The sequence below is a fragment of the Variovorax paradoxus genome (genome assembly GCF_024734665.1).
Lineage (GTDB): Bacteria > Pseudomonadota > Gammaproteobacteria > Burkholderiales > Burkholderiaceae_C > Variovorax.
Genome location: NZ_CP102931.1, coordinates 890229 through 913115, shown reverse-complemented (window position 1 = coordinate 913115; position 22887 = coordinate 890229). Strand labels below are relative to the sequence as shown.

General features: G+C 66.4%; 18 protein-coding genes. 7 read left to right on the top strand and 11 right to left on the bottom strand.

What is annotated here, in order from left to right:
• Window positions 1-244: 244 nt before the first annotated feature.
• The 7 genes from NWF24_RS04300 to kdpF all read right to left on the bottom strand — a co-directional run bounded on the left by NWF24_RS04300 (window position 245) and on the right by kdpF (window position 9505).
• Window positions 245-1144 carry a TorF family putative porin gene (locus NWF24_RS04300; RefSeq protein ID WP_258353129.1) on the bottom strand — a complete coding sequence of 300 codons (900 nt, stop codon included), beginning with the start codon at window positions 1142-1144 and terminating at the stop codon, window positions 245-247.
• Between the two features lie 125 nt (window positions 1145-1269).
• Window positions 1270-1962 (bottom strand): two-component system response regulator KdpE, encoded by a 693-nt coding sequence (gene kdpE / locus NWF24_RS04295; RefSeq protein WP_258353128.1) that lies wholly within the window; start codon window positions 1960-1962, stop codon window positions 1270-1272.
• A gap of 5 nt (window positions 1963-1967) precedes the next feature.
• Window positions 1968-4712: a DUF4118 domain-containing protein gene (locus NWF24_RS04290; protein WP_258353127.1), complete on the bottom strand. Its 2745-nt coding sequence runs from the start codon at window positions 4710-4712 to the stop codon at window positions 1968-1970.
• 178 nt (window positions 4713-4890) lie between these two features.
• Window positions 4891-5472: a potassium-transporting ATPase subunit KdpC gene (gene kdpC / locus NWF24_RS04285; RefSeq protein ID WP_093059546.1), complete on the bottom strand. Its 582-nt coding sequence runs from the start codon at window positions 5470-5472 to the stop codon at window positions 4891-4893.
• A gap of 13 nt (window positions 5473-5485) precedes the next feature.
• On the bottom strand, window positions 5486-7588 hold the full coding sequence (gene kdpB, locus NWF24_RS04280) for a potassium-transporting ATPase subunit KdpB (protein WP_258353126.1): 2103 nt from the start codon (window positions 7586-7588) through the stop codon (window positions 5486-5488).
• Window positions 7589-7598: 10 nt separating this feature from the next.
• The gene (gene kdpA / locus NWF24_RS04275) at window positions 7599-9404 is read right to left on the bottom strand and encodes a potassium-transporting ATPase subunit KdpA (protein ID WP_258353125.1); all 1806 of its coding nucleotides are present in this window, start codon (window positions 9402-9404) and stop codon (window positions 7599-7601) included.
• A gap of 2 nt (window positions 9405-9406) precedes the next feature.
• A complete protein-coding gene (gene kdpF / locus NWF24_RS04270; RefSeq protein WP_093059552.1) occupies window positions 9407-9505 on the bottom strand; it encodes a K(+)-transporting ATPase subunit F in 99 nt (32 codons plus the stop codon).
• A gap of 416 nt (window positions 9506-9921) precedes the next feature.
• Here kdpF and NWF24_RS04265 point away from each other — a divergent pair, with 416 nt between their 5' ends.
• Both NWF24_RS04265 and NWF24_RS04260 read left to right on the top strand, forming a co-directional pair.
• Complete coding sequence (locus NWF24_RS04265) at window positions 9922-10176, top strand: hypothetical protein (protein WP_258353124.1); 255 nt, start codon at window positions 9922-9924, stop codon at window positions 10174-10176.
• Between the two features lie 21 nt (window positions 10177-10197).
• A complete protein-coding gene (locus tag NWF24_RS04260) occupies window positions 10198-10410 on the top strand; it encodes a hypothetical protein (RefSeq protein WP_093081869.1) in 213 nt (70 codons plus the stop codon).
• A 46-nt stretch (window positions 10411-10456) separates the two neighbouring features.
• Here the strand turns inward: NWF24_RS04260 and NWF24_RS04255 are convergent, their stop codons facing one another.
• Window positions 10457-11248, bottom strand: coding sequence for an alpha/beta fold hydrolase (locus NWF24_RS04255; protein WP_258353123.1), 792 nt, complete (start codon window positions 11246-11248; stop codon window positions 10457-10459).
• 272 nt (window positions 11249-11520) lie between these two features.
• Window positions 11521-12129 (bottom strand): TetR/AcrR family transcriptional regulator, encoded by a 609-nt coding sequence (locus tag NWF24_RS04250; RefSeq protein ID WP_093059556.1) that lies wholly within the window; start codon window positions 12127-12129, stop codon window positions 11521-11523.
• A gap of 110 nt (window positions 12130-12239) precedes the next feature.
• Here NWF24_RS04250 and NWF24_RS04245 point away from each other — a divergent pair, with 110 nt between their 5' ends.
• The 3 genes from NWF24_RS04245 to NWF24_RS04235 all read left to right on the top strand — a co-directional run bounded on the left by NWF24_RS04245 (window position 12240) and on the right by NWF24_RS04235 (window position 18150).
• Window positions 12240-13271, top strand: coding sequence for an MBL fold metallo-hydrolase (locus tag NWF24_RS04245; RefSeq protein WP_258353122.1), 1032 nt, complete (start codon window positions 12240-12242; stop codon window positions 13269-13271).
• 130 nt (window positions 13272-13401) lie between these two features.
• Complete coding sequence (locus tag NWF24_RS04240; protein WP_258353121.1) at window positions 13402-15522, top strand: TonB-dependent siderophore receptor; 2121 nt, start codon at window positions 13402-13404, stop codon at window positions 15520-15522.
• A gap of 63 nt (window positions 15523-15585) precedes the next feature.
• On the top strand, window positions 15586-18150 hold the full coding sequence (locus NWF24_RS04235) for a sulfite reductase flavoprotein subunit alpha (RefSeq protein ID WP_258353120.1): 2565 nt from the start codon (window positions 15586-15588) through the stop codon (window positions 18148-18150).
• A gap of 79 nt (window positions 18151-18229) precedes the next feature.
• On the opposite strand, the gene NWF24_RS04230 is transcribed toward NWF24_RS04235, so the two are convergent.
• Window positions 18230-18856, bottom strand: a complete 627-nt coding sequence (locus tag NWF24_RS04230; RefSeq protein ID WP_258353119.1) for a TetR/AcrR family transcriptional regulator — start codon at window positions 18854-18856, stop codon at window positions 18230-18232.
• 212 nt (window positions 18857-19068) lie between these two features.
• On the opposite strand from NWF24_RS04230, the gene NWF24_RS04225 reads away from it, so the two are divergent.
• Entirely contained in the window at window positions 19069-20775 is a 1707-nt protein-coding gene (locus NWF24_RS04225; protein WP_258353118.1) for a tannase/feruloyl esterase family alpha/beta hydrolase, read from the top strand.
• A complete protein-coding gene (locus NWF24_RS04220; protein WP_258353117.1) occupies window positions 20772-21932 on the top strand; it encodes an ABC transporter substrate-binding protein in 1161 nt (386 codons plus the stop codon). The genes NWF24_RS04225 and NWF24_RS04220 overlap by 4 nt, the downstream gene beginning before the upstream one ends.
• Window positions 21933-21972: 40 nt before the next feature.
• Here the strand turns inward: NWF24_RS04220 and NWF24_RS04215 are convergent, their stop codons facing one another.
• Entirely contained in the window at window positions 21973-22878 is a 906-nt protein-coding gene (locus NWF24_RS04215; protein ID WP_258353116.1) for a 2OG-Fe(II) oxygenase, read from the bottom strand.
• Window positions 22879-22887 lie beyond the last annotated feature (9 nt).

Genomic DNA, 22887 nt, shown 5'->3' with positions numbered 1-22887 from the left:
ACAACGCTCAACCAACGCGCTCCGCAATGACCGCAGGAAGCCAGGAGAACTTCGGCGCCGTCATGGCTTCCCAGGCTCTCCTGCACGGGGCTGAGCATGGGCGTGCCGCAGCAGGACCAATGCAGGCTCATGTCAGGCAAGGCACGAGCCGCCCGAACCCACGCCGCAGCGCGAGACCAGAGCGTTGCTCCTGGAAGCATGGTGTGCACGAAGGCGAGCCGCGGCCCGCCTGTCGCCTTGAGGATCAGAGCGTCTTCGTCAGCGTGAGGATGAAGCGCGCCTTGTTCGGCGAGTAGGTCGTCTGGCCGAAGGTGCCGAAGCCCAGGTCGACGCCCGGGTTGGCCACCGCGAGGTACGAGCTCTTCTTGTTGGCGCCCTGCACCGAGCCGGTCAGCGACAGGCCGTTGCCGAAGTCGTAGCTCGCGCCGACGTTGTAGTCGACATAGCTCTTGTAGCCCAGGCTGCGGATGTCGCTGGACATGTTCGTGTAGCCCACGGCTGCCTTCAGCGTGACCTTGGGCACGATTTCCTTGCTGTACGACAGGTTCAGGTAGCCGGTGTTGGTGCCCTTCAGGCCCGAGCCGGCCTTGTTGCCCGCGTAGCCGAAGTAGTCCTTCGACACAGTGTGCGAATACTTGGCGGTGAACGAGCCGAGGGTTTCGTTGGCGTAGGTGCCCGCAACGTACAGCTCGGTGGTGTTGCCCGCGGAGTTGCCCGGGTAGATGTAGCTGAGTGCGCCCACGTCCATGTCCAGCGGGCCGGCCTTGAACTTGTAGCCGCCGTACACGTCCATCTCGATGCTGTTGCCCGTGAGCCAGTTGACGCTGGAGTTCCAGTTGCCCACGTAGAAGCCGCTGTCGCCGAAGGCGTAGTCCAGGCCGCCCTGGATGGCGGGCTTGAAGCCCTTGGTCTTGGCGTAGCCGCTCTTTCCGATCATGTCCTGGTCCTGGCCACGGAACTTGTAGTTCGTGGTGATGGACACGTTGCCCGTGAGATTCGGGGCAGGAGCGGCTGCCGGTGCTGCTGCGGCATCCGTCGTTGCTGTCTGCGCCAGGGCTGCGCCCGAAGCTGCGAACGCGGCGATCAACACGAGCGCATGCTTGACTGCGATGGTGGAAGCGGCCCTGCTGGGGATTTTTTTCATGAGGCAAAAGTTAGAGAAACGGAAGCGCATAGCCTAGAAGCCACCTCATAAAAGCCTTGTAAAAAGTAGCGCCGTGCGCATAAAGATTTCATCGCGGCTTCATGCTCCGGCGCTGCCGGACCTGGTCAGACGGACAGCCTGTAGCCCACCGCCGTCTCGGTCAGCAGATGGCGCGGCTGCGCAGGGTCGGCTTCCAGTTTCTGGCGCAGATGCCCCATGTAGATGCGCAGATAGTGGTTCTGCTCCGTCTGCGCCGGCCCCCACACGGTGATCAGCAACTGGCGTTGCGTCAGTACGCGCCCCACGTTGGCAATCAACACCGACAGGAGGCGATATTCCGTTGGTGTGAGGTGCACTTCGACACCGGCGCGTCGCACCACCCGGGCAACGTGGTCGACCTCCACCTCGCCGAAGCGGAAGACGGCTTCGGCCTCCTCCGCACCGCTGATCGGGCGCGGCCGGCGCAGCGTGGCCCGCACACGCGCCAGCAACTCGCCGGCACCAAAGGGCTTGGTCAGATAGTCGTCGGCGCCGGCATCCAGCGCGGTGATCTTGTCGGCCTCGCTGGTGCGCGCCGACAGCACGATGATCGGCACGGCGGACCAGCGACGAACGTCGAGGATGAGCGATACGCCGTCGCCGTCCGGCAGCCCGAGGTCCAGAACAAGCAGGTCGGGCCTGCGGGTTCCTGCGGCCGTCAGGCCTTCGCGCAGCGTGCCGGCCTCGTGCACCTGCCAGCCTTCGGTTTCGAGAGCACCGCGCACGAACCGCCGGATCTGCGGCTCGTCTTCAATGACAACGGCTGTGTGAGAGGACATGTTCTTCAGAGTTGGGCTTCCATGGATACCGGCGGGGCCCGCCGCGGCAATGTCACGACGAACTCGGCGCCACCGTCCTGCGCGTTCGAGGCAGTCACGTCTCCGCCGTGCGCATTGACCACGGCCTTGCAGATGGCAAGGCCCAGGCCGACGCCAGGCGTGGCCGATTCCGCCTGGCCACGCGTGAACTTGTCGAACAGCGTCTGCTCGTGGCCCTTTACGACGGCGGGCAGGCCGGGCCCGTGGTCGCGCACCGTGAGCACCAGGGCGTCACTGGTGACAGCGCCGCTCACCACGATCGGCGGCGCGCCATATTTCGCGGCGTTCTCCAGCAGGTTGACGAGCACGCGCTCGATGAGCACGGCATCGAACTCGACGAGCGGCAGATCGACCGGAAGCACCGTCTGCACGTGCACGCCGCCCAACGCCGGTTCGGCCGCCCGGATCGCCGACCCGAGGACTTCTTCGACCGACTGCCAGTCGCGCCGCAAATTCACCGCGCCGCCGGTAATTCCGCTTTCGAGGCGCGCCATGTCCAGCAGATTGCTGACCAGCGCGTGGAGCTGGTGTGCCTGCGAGACGATCGCGCGAGCGGCCTCCACATGCTCGCCAGATGGCAGGCTCTGCAGCGATTCGGCCAGTGCGATCAGCGCGGTGAGCGGAGTGCGTACGTCGTGCGAAATCGCTCCGAGCAAGGCGTTGCGCAGGCGCTCCGATTCCATTTCGACCACCGCCTGCTGGGCCACCTCGACGTAGTGCACGCGCTCCAGCGCGATGGCGATCTGCCGCGCCAGCGTCTCGAGCTGCTGCGCCTGCTCGGGAATCAGCAGCCATCGAGGCTGCGCCGGCGACAGCGCGAGCACGCCGCGAATGCGCATCGGCGCCTGCAGCGGCACGTAGTGCCAGGGCTGCGCCGCCAGCGTGGCGGTTGCGAGTCCGGCCGGCTGGCCCTGGCGAAACGACCAATCGGCGACGGAGGCGTCGAATCCCTTGGGCGCCTGCGACGGCATCACGAGGCGGTCGTTCGCGTCCGTCACCAGCACCAGCGCGCGGCCGCCGAAATGGCCCTCGACCGCCGCCGTTCCGAGCTCGACGACCTGCGTGCTCTCGAGCGCAGCCGACAACTCGCGCGTCAGTTCGAACAGCGATTGCGCCCGCCGCTCGCGGCTTGCCGAAACGCCGGCCGCGAAGCGCAGCCCGGCGGTCAGTTGCCCCACCAGCAGGCCAACGCCGAGCATGACGACGAAGGTCAGGACGTACTGCACATCGCTGACGCTGAAGGACAGCCGCGGCGGCACGAAGAAATAGTCGAATGCCGCAACGTTGAGCAACGCGGCGAAAGCCGCCGGTCCACGCCCGAAGCGCAGCGCCGAACCGACCACACCGAGCAGGAACAGCATCACGATGTTGGTCAGCTCCAGCACATTCGACAGCGGCATGGCAACCAGCGTCATGCCCACGCTGATCGCCGCGGTAAAGGCATAGCCGGGCCATCGCGCCCTTGGCCGGTCTGTGTCTTCCACGTTGTCGTCGGCAAGCCGGCCGGGACGCCCATGCGCGATTCGCCGGGAGCTTTCGGCTCGCGCGACCTCGACGATGTCGAGGCCCGGAGCGTGGCGGGCGAGCTCACGCGTCAGCACGGCCGAAGGCCACCACCGCAACCAGCCTTCGGCCGGTTCGGCACGCCCCACGACCAGCGTTGCGCAGTTGAGCCGCTGGGCTTGTCCGGCAAGTTCCGCCGCAACGTCGACGCCAGTCAGCACCGCAGTCACGGCGCCCAGTTCTTCCGCCAGCTTGAGCACCGCGAGGATGCCATCGCGCTCCTCCGCAGCAAGCCGCTGCAGCCGCGGCGTTTCGACATACGCCGCATGCCAGCGCACATTCAGTTGACCCGCGAGACGCGCCGCCGTGCGCACCGTCTGCGCCGCGCCTTCATGCGGGCCGACGCAGGCGAGGATCGCACCCGATGTGTTCCAGGCCTGCAGCTCGCGGCCCTGCCCGTTGCCGCCGGCACCCGATTGCTCCACGCGCCAGCCGCGCACGTCGTCTTCCACATGCTCGGCGGTGCGGCGCAGCGCGATCTCGCGCAATGCGATCAGGTTGCCCTTGCGAAAGAAGTTCTGCGCAGCGCGTTCGGCCTGCTGCGGCAGATAGACCTTGCCGGCCGCGAGCCGCGCCGTCAGCTCGTCGGGCGTGACGTCGACCAGCACCACCTCGTCGGCCTCGTCGAGCACGGTGTCGGGCACGGTCTCGTGCACGCGCACGCCGGTGATGGCGCCCACTGTGCCGTTGAGGCTTTCAAGGTGCTGCACGTTGAGCGCAGACCACACCTCGATGCCTGCGGCCAGCAGCTCCTGCACGTCTTGCCAGCGCTTGGCGTGGCGCGAGCCGGGGGCGTTGGTGTGGGCCAGTTCGTCGACCAGCAGCACGGCGGGCTTGCGGGCGAGCGCGGCGTCGAGATCGAATTCGGCGAGGGTGCGACCGCGGTAATCCAGCTCGCGCAGCGGCAGTGTGTCGAGCCCCGTGAGCAGCGCAGCGGTCTCGCTGCGGCCATGGGTTTCGATCACGCCAATCAGCACGTCGCGCCCTGTGGCGTGCTCGCGCTGCGCGGCGCTCAACATCGCCCAGGTCTTGCCGACACCGGCGCTGGCGCCGAAGTAGATGCGCAGCTTGCCGCGCAATGCGCGCGCTTCGTCGTTTCGCAGTTGGGCCAGCAGGGCGTCGGGGTCCGGGCGAGTGGCATCTTGCATGAACAAGGCCTGCTAGCGTTGCTTGGGGTCCTTGCGCCTGGCTCCACGCTTATGCCGGCGTGCAGTACGGGACACGATGAACCACGCGAACCCCAGAGGAATGAACAGCGCCGCCATCGCGCAGAGGACGTGGAACAGGTCAGTCACCATGGTGCAGCTCGGGCTATCCGATCGCCCATTACTTCACCTTGTCGAGGGCAATGTTGAGCGACAGCACGTTGACGCGCGACTCGCCCAGCAAGCCGAACAGCGGAGCCTGGGTGTTGCTTGCAATCAGCGCGTTGACCTGCTCGATCGGCACGCCACGCACGCGCGCCACGCGCGCGGCCTGGTATTGCGCGGCGGCGGGGCTGATGTCGGGGTCGAGCCCGCTGGCCGAAGCCGTGACGAGGTCGACCGGCACCGGCGCGGTGTTGCCCGGATCGGCCGCGCGCAGCGCCTCGACGCGCGCCTTCACCGCATCGGTCAGCGCTGGGTTGAGCGGGCCCTGGTTGGAGCCGCCCGAGGCGGTTGCGTTGTAGGGCTGCGGCGCGGTGGCTGACGGGCGGCCCCAGAAGTGCTTCGGGTCGCTGAAGTTCTGGCCGATGAGCCTGGAGCCCACGGTCGTGCCGTCGAGCACGATCAGGCTGCCCGCCGCCTGCGACGGAAACACCGCCTTCGCGGCGCCGGTGACGGCCATCGGATAGATCAGGCCGGTGAGTGCGCTCAGCAGTGCAAAGACCACGAGCACGGGGCGAACGATATTGCCGTTGTTGTTCATGATTGGGAACTCCTCAGACGAGATGGACGGCTACAAGAAGCCAGTCGATCAACTTGATGCCGATGAAGGGGACGACCAGTCCGCCCAGGCCATAGATGGCAAGGTTGCGGCGCAGCAGCGCGGCGGCACCGACGGGCCGGTAGCGCACGCCCTTCAATGCCAGCGGAATCAGGAACACGATGACCAGCGCGTTGAAGATCACCGCGCTCAGGATGGCCGACGACGGGCTCGCGAGCCGCATCACGTTGAGCGCACCCAGCTGCGGATACGTCGACACGAAGATCGCCGGAATGATGGCGAAGTACTTCGCCACGTCGTTCGCAATCGAGAAGGTGGTGAGCGAGCCGCGCGTCATCAGCAGCGCCTTGCCGGTTTCCACCACTTCGAGCAGCTTGGTCGGGTTGGAGTCGAGGTCGACCATGTTGCCGGCCTCCTTCGCAGCCTGCGTGCCGCTGCCCATGGCCACGGCCACGTCGGCCTGCGCGAGCGCGGGGGCGTCGTTGGTGCCGTCGCCGGTCATGGCCACCAGGCGACCTTCGGCCTGGTACTGGCGGATGAGCGCGAGCTTGTCTTCGGGGGTGGCTTCGGCCAGGAAGTCATCGACGCCGGCTTCGGCCGCGATGGCCGCTGCCGTGAGCTTGTTGTCGCCGGTGATCATCACCGTCTTGATGCCCATGCGGCGCAGCTCGGCAAAGCGCTCCTTGATGTCGGTCTTGACGATGTCCTTGAGCTCGACCACGCCGAGCACGCGGTTGCCTTCGGCCACGGCCAGCGGCGTGCTGCCGCGGCGGGCCGCTTCTTCGGCCGCGCGCAGCACCTCGGGCGCCATGCTGCCGCCGAGCGCCTCGACGTGGCGCCGCACCGCGTCGACCGCGCCCTTGCGCAGCTGGACGGCGTCGGTGTCGAGGCTGTTCGGCGCGGCGGGCAGGTCGACGCCGCTCATGCGGGTCTGCGCGGTGAAGGGCACGAAATGAGCGCCCTCGGCCGGCGTTGCCGGGTCGAGGCCGTCGCGGCGGGCCAGCTCGACGATGCTGCGGCCTTCGGGCGTTTCATCGGCCAGCGATGCGAGCATCGCAGAGCGGGCCAGGCGGGCCTTCGGAATGCCGGGTGCGGGCAGGAACGAAGTGGCCTGGCGGTTGCCGTGCGTGATGGTGCCGGTCTTGTCGAGCAGCAGCACGTCGACGTCGCCGGCGGCTTCCACCGCGCGGCCCGAGGTGGCGATCACGTTGGCCTGCATCATGCGGCTCATGCCGGCCACGCCGATGGCCGACAGCAGGCCGCCGATGGTGGTCGGGATCAGGCACACCAGCAGCGCGACCAGCGCGGTGAGCGACACCACGGTTCCCGCATTGGATGCACCGACGCTGAATATCGAGAACGGAAGCAGCGTGGCGGTGACGATCAGGAACACCAGCGTGAGCGCAACCAGCAGGATGGTGAGCGCGATTTCGTTGGGCGTCTTCTGGCGCTTGGCGGCTTCGACCATGCTGATCATGCGGTCGAGAAACGACTCGCCCGGGTTCACCGAGACGCGCACCACCAGCCAGTCGGACAGCACGCGGGTGCCACCAGTCACAGCCGAGAAGTCGCCGCCCGATTCGCGCACCACTGGCGCCGATTCGCCGGTGATGGCGCTTTCGTCGACCGAGGCCACGCCTTCGATCACTTCGCCATCGAGCGGAATGACGTCGCCGGTCTCGACCAGCACGACGTCGCCCTTGCGCAAGTTGAGCGCCTGTTCCGGCAAGAACGCCGCGCCGTGGAAAGGCTCCTTGAGCTTCTTGGCCCAGGTGTCCTTGCGCAGGCCGCGCAGCGAGGCGGCCTGCGCCTTGCTGCGGCCTTCGGCCAGTGCCTCGGCGAAGTTGGCGAACAGCACGGTGAACCACAGCCAGATGGTCACGGCCAGCACGAAGGCGGGCTTCATGCCGGTGTCGCCCGGGAAGCTCATCGCATGCACCCAGAGCAGCGTCGTCAGGATGCTGCCGATGTAGACGATGAACATCACCGGGTTGCGCCACTGCACCCGCGGGCTCAGCTTGGCGACGGAGGCCCAGAGGGCGGGCCGCAGAAGCGCTGCATCGAACAGCGAAAGGGAAGTATTGGTCTTTGTAGTCATGGTCCGGGCCTCACTTCGCCCACAGCATCAGGTGCTCGACGACCGGTCCCAGCGCGAGCGCCGGCACGTAGTTGAGCAAGCCCACCAGCAGCACGGTGCCGATCAGCAGCGTCACGAACAGCGGCCCATGCGTAGGCATGGTGCCGGCCGTGACCGGAAGGCGCTTCTTGGCGGCGAGCGCGCCGGCAATGGCGAGCACCGGCACGATCACGCCGAAGCGGCCGAACCACATGACGACCGCCAGCAGCGCGTTGTAGAACGGCGTGTTGGCCGACAGGCCCGCGAAGGCGCTGCCGTTGTTGTTGCCGGCCGAGGTCAGCGCGTACAGGATTTCCGAGAAGCCATGCGCGCCGGGGTTGGCGATGCCGGCCTTGCCCGCATCCGCGATCACGGCAGCGGCCGTGCCGGCCAGCACCAGGATCGGCGTCACCAGGATGGCGACCGAGGTGAGCTTCATCTCATAGACCTCGATCTTCTTGCCGAGGTACTCGGGCGTGCGGCCGATCATCAGGCCGGCGATGAACACCGCCAGGATCGCGAAGATCAGCATGCTGTAGAGCCCGGTGCCCACGCCGCCGAACACCACCTCGCCGAGCTGCATCAGCACCATGGGCACCATGCCGCCGAGCGGAGTGAGCGAGTCGTGCATGGCGTTCACCGCGCCGCACGAGGCGGCCGTGGTGATGGCGGCGAAGAGGGCCGAGGCGTCGATGCCGAAGCGCACTTCCTTGCCTTCCATGTTGCCGCCGCTTTGCAGCACGCTCGACATCTGGTCGACGCCCAGCGGCGTCAGCAGCGGGTTGCCGGCCTGCTCGGCGGGGGTGAGCACGACCACGGCGATGACGAAGATCACCGTCATGGCCGCGAGCACGGCCCAGCCCTGGCGGATGTCGCCGACCACGCGGCCGAAGGTGAAGCACAGCGCCGCCGGGATCACGAAGATCGCGAGCATCTGCAGCAGGTTCGCAAGCGCCGTCGGGTTCTCGTACGGATGCGCCGAGTTGGCATTGAAGAAGCCGCCGCCGTTGGTGCCGAGCATCTTGATGGCTTCCTGCGAAGCGACCGGGCCCATGGCGAGCGTCTGCGTCTTGGTGGTGGCGTCTTCCATCACCGGCTGACCCTTGTCGTCTTTCAGCGGCTGGCCGTTGGCGTCGTTCTTCGGCTGCTGGAAGGCGGTGGTCTCGAGCGTGTCCACGGTCTTGTAGGCATCGAAGTTCTGGATCACGCCCTGGCCCGCGAGGAACATCGCGAGCACGAAGGAGATCGGCAGCAACAGCCAGGTCGTGATGCGCGTGACATCGACCCAGAAGTTGCCCACGAAGCCCTTGCCGTCGGTGCGGCGCGCCGCAAAGCCGCGCACCAGCACGAAGGCCACTGCAATGCCCGTGGCGGCGGAGAAGAAGTTCTGCACCGTGAGGCCGAGCATCTGCGTGAGATAGCTCATGGTCGATTCACCGGCATAGCCCTGCCAGTTGGTGTTGGAGACGAAGCTCACCGCGGTGTTGAAGGCCGAGTCGGGCGACACGGCCGTCATGCCCGCCGGGTTGAACGGCAGCCAGCCCTGCAGTCGCTGCAGGCCATAGACAGCCAGTGCACCGACCGCGTTGAACGCGAGCAGCGCAAAGGCGTAGGTGCGCCAGTGCATGGAGTTGTCGGGCGAGACCCCGGCAAGCTTGTAGAGCGGTGCTTCGACGCGTTGAGTCCAACGCGGCATATGGCCAGTGCACATCGCCGCCAGGAAACGTCCGAGCGGCCATGCGAGCAAAAGCAGCACGACGAGATAGAGGGCCAGAAGCCCCCAGGCCGAGCTACTCATGATCAGAACTCCTCGGCGCAGATGAGCGCAAAGACGAGGTAGGCGAACAGGATCACGGCGATAAGCCCGGCGAACCCGTAAAGGACTTCAAGTCCGATCATGGCCGTTCTCCCTTGGGCGTATCGAGCTTGTGCAGCCCGACTACCAGTTCGGCCACTACGACCCACATGACCGCAATGGCGGCAATCCACACGATGTCCATTCATCACTCCTGCAAACGAAACAAGTCAGTGAGTCTCTGCAGGCGCGCGTAAAAACAGGGATAAATCTTGGGAGCGGGCTGTAAAAAGAATATAAAAATCCGGAGAGCGCGGTATGCAAAGGAACGACGCATCGCTTTGAAACATGCGAAAGCACGTGCCCCTTGACGAAAAGCCGGTGCTAGACTGCGCCGCTCCAACCGGAACGCCCTGCTGCCGGGCCTGAAGGCAAGACAGATTGCCCAAGGGGCTGCCGGTAGGCCCAGGCGGCGGTTCGCCGCTGCGACAGCGCTCGAGAGACCCCACAAAGGACCCCGATGAACGCGATCAAAGAAGCACGCCAGATCATCACGGCCGACCCGAACGGCGAGGAGTCCCTGACTCTGGCCCGACTCGTGCTGGCCCTGGAATCCGAGGGCGACTTTCCTCTTGCCAGCCTCTACACGCTGAGCCTCGGCACCTTCAGTCTTGCGATGGAAATCCTGAAGGAGTGGCGGATCGACCGCTACTACGCGAGAAAAGGAAAGCTGCTGGATGTGTCCTATCAGGCGCAAGTCCTGGCAGCACACTGAAACACCACCGGAGGCCGCACCTTGGAACGCACCATGGTCCCGGCAAGCCAGCTGCGGGTCATCATCGACGAGGTTGAACCTCACGCGTTTTCCTGGACGCTCATGGAGCGCAAGGAGACGGACATCATCGATGTGCAGGTGGCGCGCTCTCCGAAGAACTTTCCCGAATTCGATCTTGCACTGGAAGATGGCTTTCTTGCGCTGAAGGAGTTGGCGCGCGAGCACAAGCGTTGACTGACGGCGCTGCCCGGTGCGTCGCACCAGGCAGCACCCGGATCCATTACTTGGCAGCGGCGACAGACACCTTGTTCGCGGCTTGCTTGATCAACGCAGCTACGGCCTTGGGATTCGAAACGTAGACGGCGTGGCTGCCGGGGACTTCCGTCACGGTGGCACCCGCGCGCTTGGACATGTTGCGCTGCGCAGGCGGCGGGATCATCTTGTCGTCCTTGGCCACGAGGTACCAGCTCGGCTTCGACTTCCATGCCGGTTCGCTGACCGCTCCGGCGAGGGCGGCAACACCCCACGGCACCTGCGAATTCGCCATGAAGGCGGCCGTTTCGCCCTTCACGTCCGCTGCGAAAGAGGCAGCGAACTTCGTCTTGTCGAGCATCAGGAAGCCGTCGACCGGCGCAAGGATCGGGGGCACCGGCGCGCCGGGCGGCGGGTTCTTGATCAGCGAGTCGACCGACTCGCCCTTGTCGGGAGCGAACGCAGCGATATAGACGAGGCTCGCCACTTTTTCGTCGTTGCCTGCCTCGGTGACGACGACACCGCCATACGAGTGGCCGACGAGAACGACCGGCCCCTTCTGCGCGGCGATTGCACGCTTCGTGACAGCGACATCGTCAGCCAGCGAGATGGTCGGGTTCTGGACGATGGTGACGTCGTACCCGTCCTTCGTGAGGATCTTGTAGACGCCTTCCCAGCCGGAGCCGTCGACGAAACCACCGTGCACCAGGACGATGCCGGGCTTTGCCGTCGTGGCGGCGGCAGCGCTGGCCGCACCCGTTGCGATGACTGCGGCGCCGAAAGCGGCGGTGAAGAGCTTTGCGATCTTGAGCATGGACATTTGCAACTCCTGAATGCGCGCGTCAGCGCGCTGCTGATTGAACAAGTGCGTTACGGGCGATGCCACCGAAAGCCGCACACGAACTCTCGTGGTGCCGTAAATTTATGGCTCAATAGTTTAAGTGTCAAGTATTTAGTAGCTAAGCTATTTTCCGCTCGTGAGGGTTGACGAAAGCCGCGTTGGAGGGGATGAAAGTGACGCACGAAATTACGGCCGTCGGCACCTTGCGGGCGCGGACGGCCGTACTCTCGTGCAGCAGCACGAGTCTCGGCTTATGCCTCGTAGTGGCTGAGGAACAGGTCTACCGCCGCATTGGCGATCTGCCGCTGCGCACGCGGCGCCAGCTTGGGCTGGCCCAGCGCGACCTGCGGCCAGAAGGCCACGCCCTTGACCAGGCTCTCCAGTTGCTGCGCGGCCAGTGAAGCGTCGCCTGCCTTCAGGCGGCCGTCCTTCTGAGCGGCGCGAATCCAGCCGAGCACCCCGCCTTCTTTCTGGCCCAGGCGATTCATCATCTCCTGCACGCGTTCGGGCGAATGGATGGCGGCCGCGATGGCCACGCGTGCGAGGTCGAGAAAGTTGTCGTCGGCCAGCAGGGACATTTTCTGCATCAGCAACGCCAGCAACTGCTCGCGCACCGGCGCATCGGCGCGATAGGGCAGCTCTTCCTGGCTCGCGGCGCTTTCCCACAGCACGCGCAGGATCTCGGCGAAGAGTTCGTCCTTGCTCGGAAAGTGGTTGTACAGCGTGCGCTTCGAAACCTCGGCGCGGGCGGCGATCTTGTCGACGCTCGTAGCCTCGAAGCCACTGGCGCGGAATTCGGCGATGGCGGCCTGGACGATCGCCTCGCGCTTGCGGTCGGTAAGACGTATAGCCTGGGTCATGGGGCGGATTTTACACCGCTGAGTTTACTTTTCCGGAATTCGCTGTACACTCCGAAAAATTACACCGCCTGGTGTACTTTTTATCCTCCCTCTTGATCGGAGTGCTCCGCATGACCAACCAGTCCCTCTGCCTTCGCCGTAACGAGCCCGTCGTTCGCGCCTCGTCGCCGCGACAGCTCGACGGCAAGTTCCGCAATGTCGTGCCACGCGAGGAGCCCGGTTTCGCCAAGACGCTCGCCATTGCCTGGCGAGTGCTGACACAGAAGCCCGACACCACGGTGCCGCGCGCGCCAATTCCGGTGCAGCCCCTCAGCGCGGCAGCACTGGCCTCCGCACCCGACGCAAGCCTGTTCCGTCTCGGGCATTCCACCCTGCTCCTGAAGCTTGCCGGCGAGTTCTGGCTCACCGACCCGGTGTTCTCCGAACGCGCATCGCCGTTCCAGTGGATGGGGCCGAAGCGCTTTCATGCACCGCCCATTGCCATCGACGATCTGCCGCCGATCAAGGGCGTGATCCTGTCGCACGACCACTACGACCATCTCGACCACGCAGCCATCATGAAGCTGGCGCCCAAGGTGGATGTGTTCATCACGCCCATCGGTGTGGGCGACCGTTTGATCGCCTGGGGCGTGGACGCGGCCAAGGTGCAGCAGCTCGACTGGTGGCAGCAGACGGCTGTGGCGGGCGTACGGCTCGTGGCAGTGCCGGCGCAGCATTTTTCCGGACGCAGCCTCACCGACAGCGACCGCACCCTGTGGGTGTCGTGGGTGATCATGGCCGGCGACCTGCGCCTGTTCTTCAGCGGAGACACCGGCTACCACGCCGACTTCAAGACCATCGGCGAGCGCTTCGGCCCCTTCGACGTCACGATGCTCGAAACCGGCGCCTACGACGCACAGTGGCCCGAGGTGCACATGCAGCCCGAAGAAACGCTGCAGGCCCATCTCGACCTCAAGGGCCGCTGGCTGATGCCCGTGCACAACGGCACCTTCGACCTGGCGATGCACGCCTGGCACGAGCCCTTCGACCGCATCCAGGCGCTGGCCGAAGCGGCAGGCGTCGCACTGGCCACACCGGGCATGGGCGAGCAGCTGTCGCTCGCCGAGCCGCACACGGGGCAGCGCTGGTGGCGCGAGCTCTAGCAGCAAACTCCGCCTCGAAGACACCCGCACAAAAGAGAGAATGATTCTCATCCGTACGCATGAGATAAACTTCGCCTGAATTCTCTTTGAGTACTGCGCGCTTCCACGCGGCGCGGGCTCGCACGCTCCCATGCACAAGCTCTTTCTGGCAACGCCACTCGCGCTCGCGGGCGCCGTTTCTTACTCTCACGCACAGACGCCCGACTCCGCTTCCGATGCGTCCGGGCAACTCAGCACAGTCACGGTGCAATCCAGTGCCACCAACGGGTTCGTCGCGAATACCGTGGAGGCCGGCACATTCCGGGGCGCCAACATCCTGGAGGTTCCAGCGACGGTCAACACGGTCACGAGCGACGTGTTCGAACTCCAGGGTGCAGCAGGTATCTACGACGTGCTGCGCAACACTGCCGGCGTCACGCGCCAGCAGAACGGCGGCGACACCTTCGACCAGCTCGTGATCCGCGGCATCGCGGTCGAAAACCGGACGAACTACCGGCTCAACGGTTCGCTCGCAATTCCCAACGTCTCCGAGATTCCCATGGAGAACAAGGAGCGTGTCGAGGTGCTGAAAGGGGCCTCGGCGCTCTACTACGGCTTCACCACGCCGGCCGGCATCATCAACCTGGTGACCAAGCGCGCCGGCAGCACACCGGTGACCTCCGTTGGCCTCGCCGTCGACGACAAGGGTTCGCTACAGGCATCCACCGACATCGGGCGCCAGTTCGGCGATCAGAACCAGTTCGGGGTGCGAATCAACGCGGCCGGCGGCCGGGTCGGCTCCAACATCGACGGCATAGACGGCAACCGCAGGTTCGTGTCGGCTGCTTTCGACTGGCGCGTCAACAACCGCCTCACCCTCAAGGCCGACGTCGAAAACTACCGCAAGCGCATCACCGAGCAGGCTGGCATCACGAGGCCGGCGGCCGTCAACGGCGTGATCACCCTGCCCGCCCTGCCCGACCCGAACAAGCTGCTGGGCCCGGCCTGGGCAGTCTTCGACGCCGAAGTCACCAACACCCAGTTGCGCGCCGACTATTCGCTCAGCGACAACTGGGCGCTGACGGTGGAAGCCGGGCACTCCGAAGCCGAGCGCGACCGCAGACTCGCCAGCTTCAGCAACTACAACGTGCGGACCGGCGCAGGCCGCATCACCGGCAACGACCAGAGCCTGAAGCAGACCTCCGACCTGTTCCGCACCGAGCTGTTCGGCACGTTCTCGACCGGCAGCTTGCAGCACGAACTCACCATCGGCGCCGCGCAGAGCAAGAAAACGCAGGACCCGATCTACCAGCGCAACTACGGCGGCGCGAGCACCGCGCAGAACCTGTACAACCCGGTCGTCATCGGCTACCTGCCGCTGACCGCGCTCCCGACGCGGCCCACCACCGGGGCACAGGACAGCAAGGAACTGGGCCTCTACGCACTCGACCGCATCACCTTCTCGCCGCAATGGCAGTTGGTGGTCGGTGCGCGCCATACGCACTTCGAGAGCACGCAGGGCGCGAGCGCCACGATCCCCCTGATCGCCTTCGACGTGCGCAAGACCACGCCGCTCGCGGCGCTCAGCTACAAGTTCACGCCCGACCTGGTGGGCTACGTGTCATACGCACAAGGCGTAGAGGAAGGCGAAATTGCGCCTGCCGGCACCACCAACCAGAACGCCCACATGCCACCCGGCGTGAGCAAGCAGAAAGAAATCGGCCTGCGCTGGCTCACCAGTGGCGGCATGCTGCTGTCCGGCGCCCTGTTCGACATCGAGCGCCCGGGCGCCTACACCAACAGCGCCAACACCTTCGTGGCCGACGGACGGCAGCGCTACCGCGGCCTCGAACTCTCGGCACAGGGCCGCCTGACCCGTGCACTCGCGTGGCAGCTCTCGGCCCAATCGCTCAACGCCGAGTTCCGCGACATCAACGCGCAGTACAACGGCAAGATGCCCGAGAACACCGCCAAGCAGACGGCCAGCGCCTTCCTCTCGTACGACATCGCGGCGGTGCCGGGCCTGTCGGTCAATGGCGGGGCCTACTACACGGGGCGGCGCCCGGTGGACGACCTGAACCAGGCGTTCATCGGCGGAAACACCATCTTCGGCCTGGGCGCCCGCTACGTCACGCAGCTGTTCGGCAAGCGCACCCTGTGGCAGATCAACATCGACAACGTCGCCGACAAGCGCTACTGGGCGGCGGCCGGCACGCGGCTGGCCGTTGGAACGCCGCGCTCGGTCAAGGCAACGCTGAAGATCGATCTCTGATCGATCTCTGACACCAACAACAACCCGGCCGCCCCCACGGCGGCTCCAACCCCACTTCTCGACATGGCCCTCCTGAGGCGCGCCTGGTTCCAGATCCACTGGTTCATCGGCATCACAGCCGGGTCCGTGCTCGTGCTGATCGGGCTGACCGGAGCCACGCTCTCCTTCCGCGCCGAGATCATCGACGCGATCAATCCCGAACTGCGCCACGCACCCAACCCAAGCGGTGCGGTGGCGCTGTTGCCCGCTGCACTGGCGCAGCAGTTGCAGGCGGCGCATCCAAAGCGCCGGATCGGCACGCTCACCGTGTTCGCCGAACCCGGGCGGCCGGCACGCGTCAATTTCGCCCCACCGGAAGGCCAGCGCCAGGGCGAAGTGCGACTGGTCGATCCATGGACGGCCGAGCTGCTGCCCGAGCCGAAAGGCGACGCCTTCTTCGAGTTTGTCGAAAGCCTGCACCGATGGCTGCTGCTGCCCAGCGACACGGGCAAGCCCGTCACCGGTACCCTGGCCACGGGCCTGCTGATCCTGGCGTTGTCGGGCCTCTATCTGCGCTGGCCACGCCGGCCGCTTGCCTGGCGGGCCTGGCTGAAGCTCGACTTCGCACTCACCGGTCGCGCATTCCTCTGGAACCTGCATGCGGTGGTCGGCACCATTGCACTGCTGGCGTACCTGGCCTCCAGCCTGACGGGCCTCTACTGGGGCTTCGATGGTGTGCGAACGCTGATCGACAACGCAGCAGGCGAAGGTCGCATGGTCCGCACGCAACGCATGCAGGCCGGCGGCGCACAGGCCAAGACGGCTGCTGCACCCAAGCCCGACCTGCAACGGGTGTGGCAATCCTTCCTGCAGGAAACCAACGGCGACTGGAGCCTGGCCACGCTGCGCATGCCCACGCGCAACGCAACGCAGATCGAAGCGACCTACCTGCGTGCCAACCCCGAACACGAGCGAGCGCGCAACCGTCTCTATCTCGATGCCGTCACCGGTGAAGCCACGCAGCATGAACGCTATGCCGACAAGCCGTTGGCGGGCCGACTGGTCAACAGCATCTATCCGCTGCACATGGGAACCTACTGGGGCCTGCCCGGCCGTATCGTGATGACGCTCAGCAGCCTGGGGCTGTCGCTGTTCGCGATCACCGGATGGATGCTCTATCTCGGACGCCGACGCACGAAGCGGGCAGTGCGCGACGAACGCGCACGCCTCAGCCCCACCCTGCAACCGGCCGGCCGCGGCGCCGAGCCCGTGCTGCTCACCTTCGCGACGCAAACCGGCCACGCGGAGCGCATCGCGCTGCAGACGGCGGCGGTGCTGCAATCGGCTGGCGTCGCAGTGGTGCTGCAGCCACTGGTTCGCCTGAGCGTGGATGCGCTGCAGCGCTACCGCAAGGTGCTGCTGGTGGCCAGCACCTTCGGCGACGGCGATCCGCCGGACAGCCTGGGCGCCTTTGCACGCCAGTTCGCGCGACAGACCGGTTCCGGCTTGCAGCACGTGCGCTACGGGTTGCTCGCTCTGGGCGACAGGCACTACGCCAACTTCTGCGGCTTCGGCAGAGCGCTCGACCACGATCTGCGCGGCCATGGCGCGCAGGCGCTGTTCCCGATGATCGAGGTGAGCAACGGCGATGCCGGCGCCCTCGCGCGCTGGCAGCAGTCGCTGGCCGAAGCGTTCGCGGTGCAGGTCGACACATGGCAAACGCACCAGCCGAAGGTGGCGCCCTTCGAGCCGTGGCGCCTCGCGCGTCGCACGCTGCTCAACGCAGGCAGTCAAGGCGCGCCCCTCTTCGAGATCGAACTGGCCCGCCCCGATTCGGCAACCTGGGCGCCAGGCGCACTCGTCGAACTGCTGCCGCGCCAGGCTGGCCCCGCAGTCGAGCGGTTCCTGCGCGACGCCGGGATCGACGGACGAACACCCGTCCGCTTCGATGGCCATGAGTGCACGCTCGAAGATGCCCTGTCTCGCAGCACGCTTGCGGCAGCAACACCCCCTGCAACCGCGCAGGCGCTGGCCGACACACTGGTGCCGCTGGCGCCGCGCAGCTACTCGGTGGCATCGATTGCGGCGGACGGCTGCGTGCAATTGCTGGTGCGCCAGGTCCGCCACGATGGCGGACTTGGCATCGCATCAGGCTGGCTGACCGCCTCGGCCCCGACAGACACCGCCATCGAGTTGCGCCTGCTGCCCAATCCCGGTTTTGCGCTGGTCGACGACGAGATGCCGTGCATCTTCATCGGCAACGGTTCCGGCTTTGCAGGCCTGCGCGCGCATCTTCGCGAACGCGTGCGGCGGGGACACGGGCGCAACTGGCTGGTCTACGGCGAGCGGAACACCGCACACGATTCCTTCTGCGCCACGGACATCGCGCAATGGCAGGCCGCCGGAGCGCTGGAGCGCATCGACCTGGTGTTCTCTCGCGACCAAGCCCAGCGCCGGTACGTGCAAGACCAGTTGCGCGAAGCTGCCGATGCGCTGCGGCAATGGGTTGCCGAGCGTGCCGTGATCTATGTATGCGGCAGCCTCGAAGGCATGGCCCCGGGCGTCGATTCGGCGCTGCGCGAGGCTCTGGGTGAGCAGGTCTTCGACGACCTGGTCGCGCAGGGCCGCTATCGCCGCGATGTCTATTGAGTCACGGCGGGACGCCGTATCCGGCGAAGGCCCGGCTCATGTGCAGCATCCCGAAGAGATTGGTCTCGAGTTGCTCGCGCTACTGTTTGCGCGTTGTCTTCCGTGGCTCGATGTCCATCCCTGAGATGCCGTTGACGAACAGCTGAGTCGCGATCGGCACCATCTGCTCGTAGGTGAAGCGCCCCTCGGGGCGGAACCAGGTGAACATCCAGTTGAGCATGCCGAACAGGAACATCGTCAGCAGCTTGTGAAGCTGCGCGTCGTGCAGGTCCGGGCGTGACGCGGCGATGGCGTCGGCAAACACCCGCACCACCGTGCGCTCCTTGTCGAGCACGCGGGCTTGCGCCTCAGGGTCCAGGAAGCGCACGTCTTCAGTGAGCACGCGGTGCTCGTTCTGCGCCTCCGCGTACTCGAGCATGAACGCCTCGATCAGCTCGGGCAGCCGCTGCTCGGCGGCGAGGTCCAGCGCCTCCACGCCCGTCACGATGTCGACCAGGCGCGAGACATGGCCGTGCGCGATATAGAACAGCACCTCGGCCTTGTCCTTGAAGTGGTGGTACAGGCCGGGCTTGGACAGATGGCTGGCTTCGGCGATCTCGTTCATCGACGTCGCTGCGTAGCCCTTGCGGGCGAACAGCTCGGCGGCGCTCCTGGCGATCAGGCTGCGCTGGTCGCCCGGGCGGGAAGAGGGGGAGTCAACGGTCATGGGTCGGGATGGATGAGCCCTGCGCCAGGCGGCGGCAGCGCGATCGCCGATCTTAGGGGTTAGTCCCGAGCTTTCGCCGCTTGCCTGTATTCGCGCTCCTGCGTTAGTCTCGCCCAACCCATTACCGACCGGTCGGTCTGCATCTTGACGATCACCCGACCCAACGAGAGGCACCGGATATCCGGTGCACAAAACAAACATTGGAGACGACCATGCGCGACGAAAAACGTGTCCCCCGAGCCCTGCTGCCGAAGGGCTTGCTGCTGGCTGCGGGCCTGGCCCTGCAAGCCTGCGGAGGCGGCGGGGGAGGAGGAGGCGGTGGCTTTCTGCCGATCGTTCCTGCGCCCGCGCCTGCTCCTGCGCCCCCTGCACCGCCGCCGCCTGCGGGGCCCACCGCCGAGCAACTCAAGGCCACCTGCAACGCGCTCACCGGACAGGTCATCGAGGGCGTGACCGTCACGGGCACTGCGCGCTTCGAGGCGAAGGCGCCGATCTATTCGTCGGGCTTTTGCCAAGTGCTCGGCACGCGCGCGCCCTTCCTCGACATCGAGATCGATGTGCCGGACAACTGGACCGGACGCTACTGGCAGCAGGGCGGCGGTGGCTTCGACGGACGCATCGCCTCTGTTGTGACGAAGGACGCGGGCGGTGCCGTGACCGCGGTCGACCCCACGCTCGCCCTGAAGGGCGCGGTGTACGCGGCATCGAACGGAGGCAACCGGGCCAGTGTTCCTGCGCAGGCGGCGCCGGGCGTCTGGGCAAGCGGCACGCCCGATGGCCAGCAGTCGGCCGTCGACTACGCGTACGCCGCGGGAGGCACCACGGTGCGTTTCGGCAAGGCCGTCGCCAGGGCCTTCTTCGGCAAGGCGCCGACGCACAGCTACTTCAACGGATGTTCCAACGGCGGCCGCAACGCCTACATCGCAGCGCAGCGCTGGCCCCAGGAGTTCGATGGCATCGTCGCCGGCTGTGAAACCATGGACATGGGCGGGGCCGTCACTGGCCTGATGAACACGGCCGCGAAGGTGGCCACGCCAGCCGAAATCACTCCTGCCCAGTACGCCGCCGCCTACACAGCCGCAGTGACAGCCTGCGACGCCAGCGACGGCGCGACCGATGGCTACCTCGCCAACCCCGGCGCGTGCACCCTCCCCGCCGCGTCGCTGCAATGCGGCCAGCCCGGCGCGAATGCCGACCCCACCCTGTGCCTGTCGGCTGCGCAGGTTCCCACGCTCGCGGGCCTGCTCGGCGACCTGACGCTGGCCACCGGCGCTACCGCGTACAGCAAGTACAACTGGACCAACTTCGCTCCTGCTTCCGCCATTCCCGGCGTGCCGGCGCTGGGCGTCACGAGCTATGGCGGCTTGGGCGGCGGTTTCGCGTTCCTGGCGACGAACGATCCCCTGTGGTTCGGTGCGCCTCCCCCGGGCACGGCGCCGGCCCCCAACCTGGCAAGCTTCGACATCAACCGCGACTACTACGTCTTCAGCAGCGGCCTTCAACGCATCGGCGCCGACCACGACAAGAACGCCATCGCGGCCTACGTGGCGTCGGGCCGCAAGCTGCTCTCGTGGCACGACGCAGGAGATCCGCTGCTGTCGGTCAACGATCACGTTCGCAACTTCACCACCATGTCCGGTGTCGCCAAGACGTTCGGGCTGACCGACCCTCGCACCAACGCCCGCATGTTCATCGTTCCCGCTTCGACCCACGGGGCGGGCGGCAACCTGGCCGAGGTCGACTGGCTCAGCGCCATCGTCGACTGGGTAGAGAACAGCAAGGCGCCGGATCAGCTGACCTACAACTTCAGGGTGGGCGCCACGGCCCGCACGATGCCGGTCTGCGAGGCGCCGAAGTATCCGCGCTACAACGGGACGGGCGACGTCAACTCTGCGGCCAGCTTCACCTGCACGCCGTGACGACCGCAGCTACGGCAACGCGACGTCGGGCCTTGCAAGCCATGGGGGCTGGGGCGGCGGCGCTGGTTGCCGCGCCATGGGCGTCGCCGGCTCCACGCGCCGAGGCAGACACCGAGATCCTGATCGGCCAGTCGTGCCAGCTGAGCGGCCCGCTCGCCCCGCTGACGCGCGAACTCCAGGAAGGCGCCGGGTGGTGCTTCGAGCAGGTCAATGCCAAGGGCGGTGTGCACGGGCGGCAGATCAGGCTCGTCGCGCTCGACGATGCCTACGACCCCAAGCGCACGGCAGAAAACGTGCGGCAGCTGATCGAGAAGAATGGCGTTTTCGCGCTCTTCAATCTCGCGGGCACGCCGACCACCCTGGCCGCGCTGCCGGTATTGCGGGAGTACAAGGTGCCGCTGATCGCGCCCTTCACCGGAACCGATGTCCTGCGCAGCAGCCTCGACAAGTACGTTTTCAACGTGCGTGCGGGCTATGCGGACGAGATCGAGAAGATCGTGCAGCACCTCGGCGTCCTGGGCATCGATCGCGTGGGCGTGGCCTATCTGAACAACTCGTTCGGCGCGGGAGGACTCGATGCCGTCAAAAGCGCGGCCGCCAAACGCGGCGTGGCACTTGCGGCAGCAACGCCGCTGGAGATCGACGGCAGTAGGCTGCAAGAGGCGGCGCAAGACCTCGCGCGCTCCAGGCCGCCGGTGATCATCCTGGCCACGGCAGGCAAGGTCACGAGCGACTTCATCGCGGCCTATCAATCGTCCGGGGCCAGCGCGCAGTTCTATGCCTTGTCCGTGGTCAGTTCCCAGCAACTGATTCAGGCCCTTGGCGATCGCAGCAAGGGAGTCGCCATCGCCCAGGTGATGCCCTACCCGTGGGGCAACGCCACAAAGCTTGCGCGCGAGCTCTCCGACCTTGCGAGCCGCAAGGCAGTGGAGGTCGGCTACAACCACATGGAGGGCTTCGTGTCCGCCAAGGTGCTCGTCGAAGGATTGCAGCAGGCTGGCCCGTCCCCGACGCGCGAGAGCCTCGTGCGAGGCCTCGAAGGGCTTCGCGAGCTCGATCTCGGCGGGTACGTGGTGCGCTTTTCCGACCGCAGCCACAACGGATCGAGCTATGTCGAGCTGACGATCGTTGGTGCCTCGAAACGGGTCTTGCGCTGACCTGCAGAAATCCAGATCCAGATGGGCACGAAGATGATCTTCAAAGCCCCGCGAAGGGCCTCGCGACTTCTCCGGCGGCCACGAAGCGGCGCTCGCGCATCCACTTGGTCATGACCCACTTCTCGCCCCGGGTCACGGTCGCGCTGGCGTGCAGGGAGCGCGTGTCGACGCGGCCGTTTTCATCGGCGTACTCGAAGTAGCAGGCATTGCCGCGAATCGGCGAAACCGCCAGGCCAAGTTGCGGGAAGACGGTCTGGCCGCCGTCCGCCACGTCGTTGAGATAGGTCACCAGGGTGCTCACGCGCTGGCCGCTTCGCGCGATGGATTCGCGGTTGGCGACGTTGGTGGGCGCCAGGTAGTCATAGTGAGGCTCGCTGCCTGCGCCGGTCGGGTAGTACAGCACCTGCAGCCCCTCGCCGTTTTCCAGCGGAAGGTTCATCAGCGCCGACAGGCGCCGATCGAGACGGGCGATCAGATCGTTCTCGCCCAGGCGGAAGAACATGCCCCAGCTGGCTCGCTTGTCGCTCACCACATCGCGGCCGCTCATCGGATCGACCAGCGTGGAAGGCTTCAGGCGCGGGCGCGCCATTTCGATGATGCCTTTGCATTCGTCGGCGTCCACGACGTTGCCGAGCGCAGCAAAGACCGGGTCTTCGCCGCGCGAGTGCACGACGATCTCGCGGTCGGCTGCCGAAATCCGCGTGCCCGGTGCGAGTCGTGCCACGGGCCTGGACGAAGCCTCGTCCGGCAGTTCGATGGCGTCGGCCGGCATCGCTGCGCCACGCTGGCGCGCATCGACGTAGGCCGCAACGATGGCCTGCGCCGCGCGCTCGTTCATGCCTTGCTTGAGCATCGTGGCCACCAGCGCCTGCGGCGCCTGGCCTGCATCGAGGTTGTGCGTGAGCCAGCGGCCCAGATCAGGCGAGAAGCGGATGACGGTGCTCATGAGTCACCA

Bases quoted from the DNA above. Each gene is read 5' to 3' on its own strand.
- NWF24_RS04300 (WP_258353129.1), bottom strand. From the start codon at position 1,144: ATGAAAAAAATCCCCAGCAGGGCCGCTTCCACCATCGCAGTCAAGCAT.
- kdpE (WP_258353128.1), bottom strand. From the start codon at position 1,962: ATGTCCTCTCACACAGCCGTTGTCATTGAAGACGAGCCGCAGATCCGG.
- NWF24_RS04290 (WP_258353127.1), bottom strand. From the start codon at position 4,712: ATGCAAGATGCCACTCGCCCGGACCCCGACGCCCTGCTGGCCCAACTG.
- kdpC (WP_093059546.1), bottom strand. From the start codon at position 5,472: ATGAACAACAACGGCAATATCGTTCGCCCCGTGCTCGTGGTCTTTGCA.
- kdpB (WP_258353126.1), bottom strand. From the start codon at position 7,588: ATGACTACAAAGACCAATACTTCCCTTTCGCTGTTCGATGCAGCGCTT.
- kdpA (WP_258353125.1), bottom strand. From the start codon at position 9,404: ATGAGTAGCTCGGCCTGGGGGCTTCTGGCCCTCTATCTCGTCGTGCTG.
- kdpF (WP_093059552.1), bottom strand. From the start codon at position 9,505: ATGATCGGACTTGAAGTCCTTTACGGGTTCGCCGGGCTTATCGCCGTG.
- NWF24_RS04265 (WP_258353124.1), top strand. From the start codon at position 9,922: ATGAACGCGATCAAAGAAGCACGCCAGATCATCACGGCCGACCCGAAC.
- NWF24_RS04255 (WP_258353123.1), bottom strand. From the start codon at position 11,248: ATGTCCATGCTCAAGATCGCAAAGCTCTTCACCGCCGCTTTCGGCGCC.
- NWF24_RS04250 (WP_093059556.1), bottom strand. From the start codon at position 12,129: ATGACCCAGGCTATACGTCTTACCGACCGCAAGCGCGAGGCGATCGTC.
- NWF24_RS04245 (WP_258353122.1), top strand. From the start codon at position 12,240: ATGACCAACCAGTCCCTCTGCCTTCGCCGTAACGAGCCCGTCGTTCGC.
- NWF24_RS04240 (WP_258353121.1), top strand. From the start codon at position 13,402: ATGCACAAGCTCTTTCTGGCAACGCCACTCGCGCTCGCGGGCGCCGTT.
- NWF24_RS04235 (WP_258353120.1), top strand. From the start codon at position 15,586: ATGGCCCTCCTGAGGCGCGCCTGGTTCCAGATCCACTGGTTCATCGGC.
- NWF24_RS04230 (WP_258353119.1), bottom strand. From the start codon at position 18,856: ATGACCGTTGACTCCCCCTCTTCCCGCCCGGGCGACCAGCGCAGCCTG.
- NWF24_RS04225 (WP_258353118.1), top strand. From the start codon at position 19,069: ATGCGCGACGAAAAACGTGTCCCCCGAGCCCTGCTGCCGAAGGGCTTG.
- NWF24_RS04215 (WP_258353116.1), bottom strand. From the start codon at position 22,878: ATGAGCACCGTCATCCGCTTCTCGCCTGATCTGGGCCGCTGGCTCACG.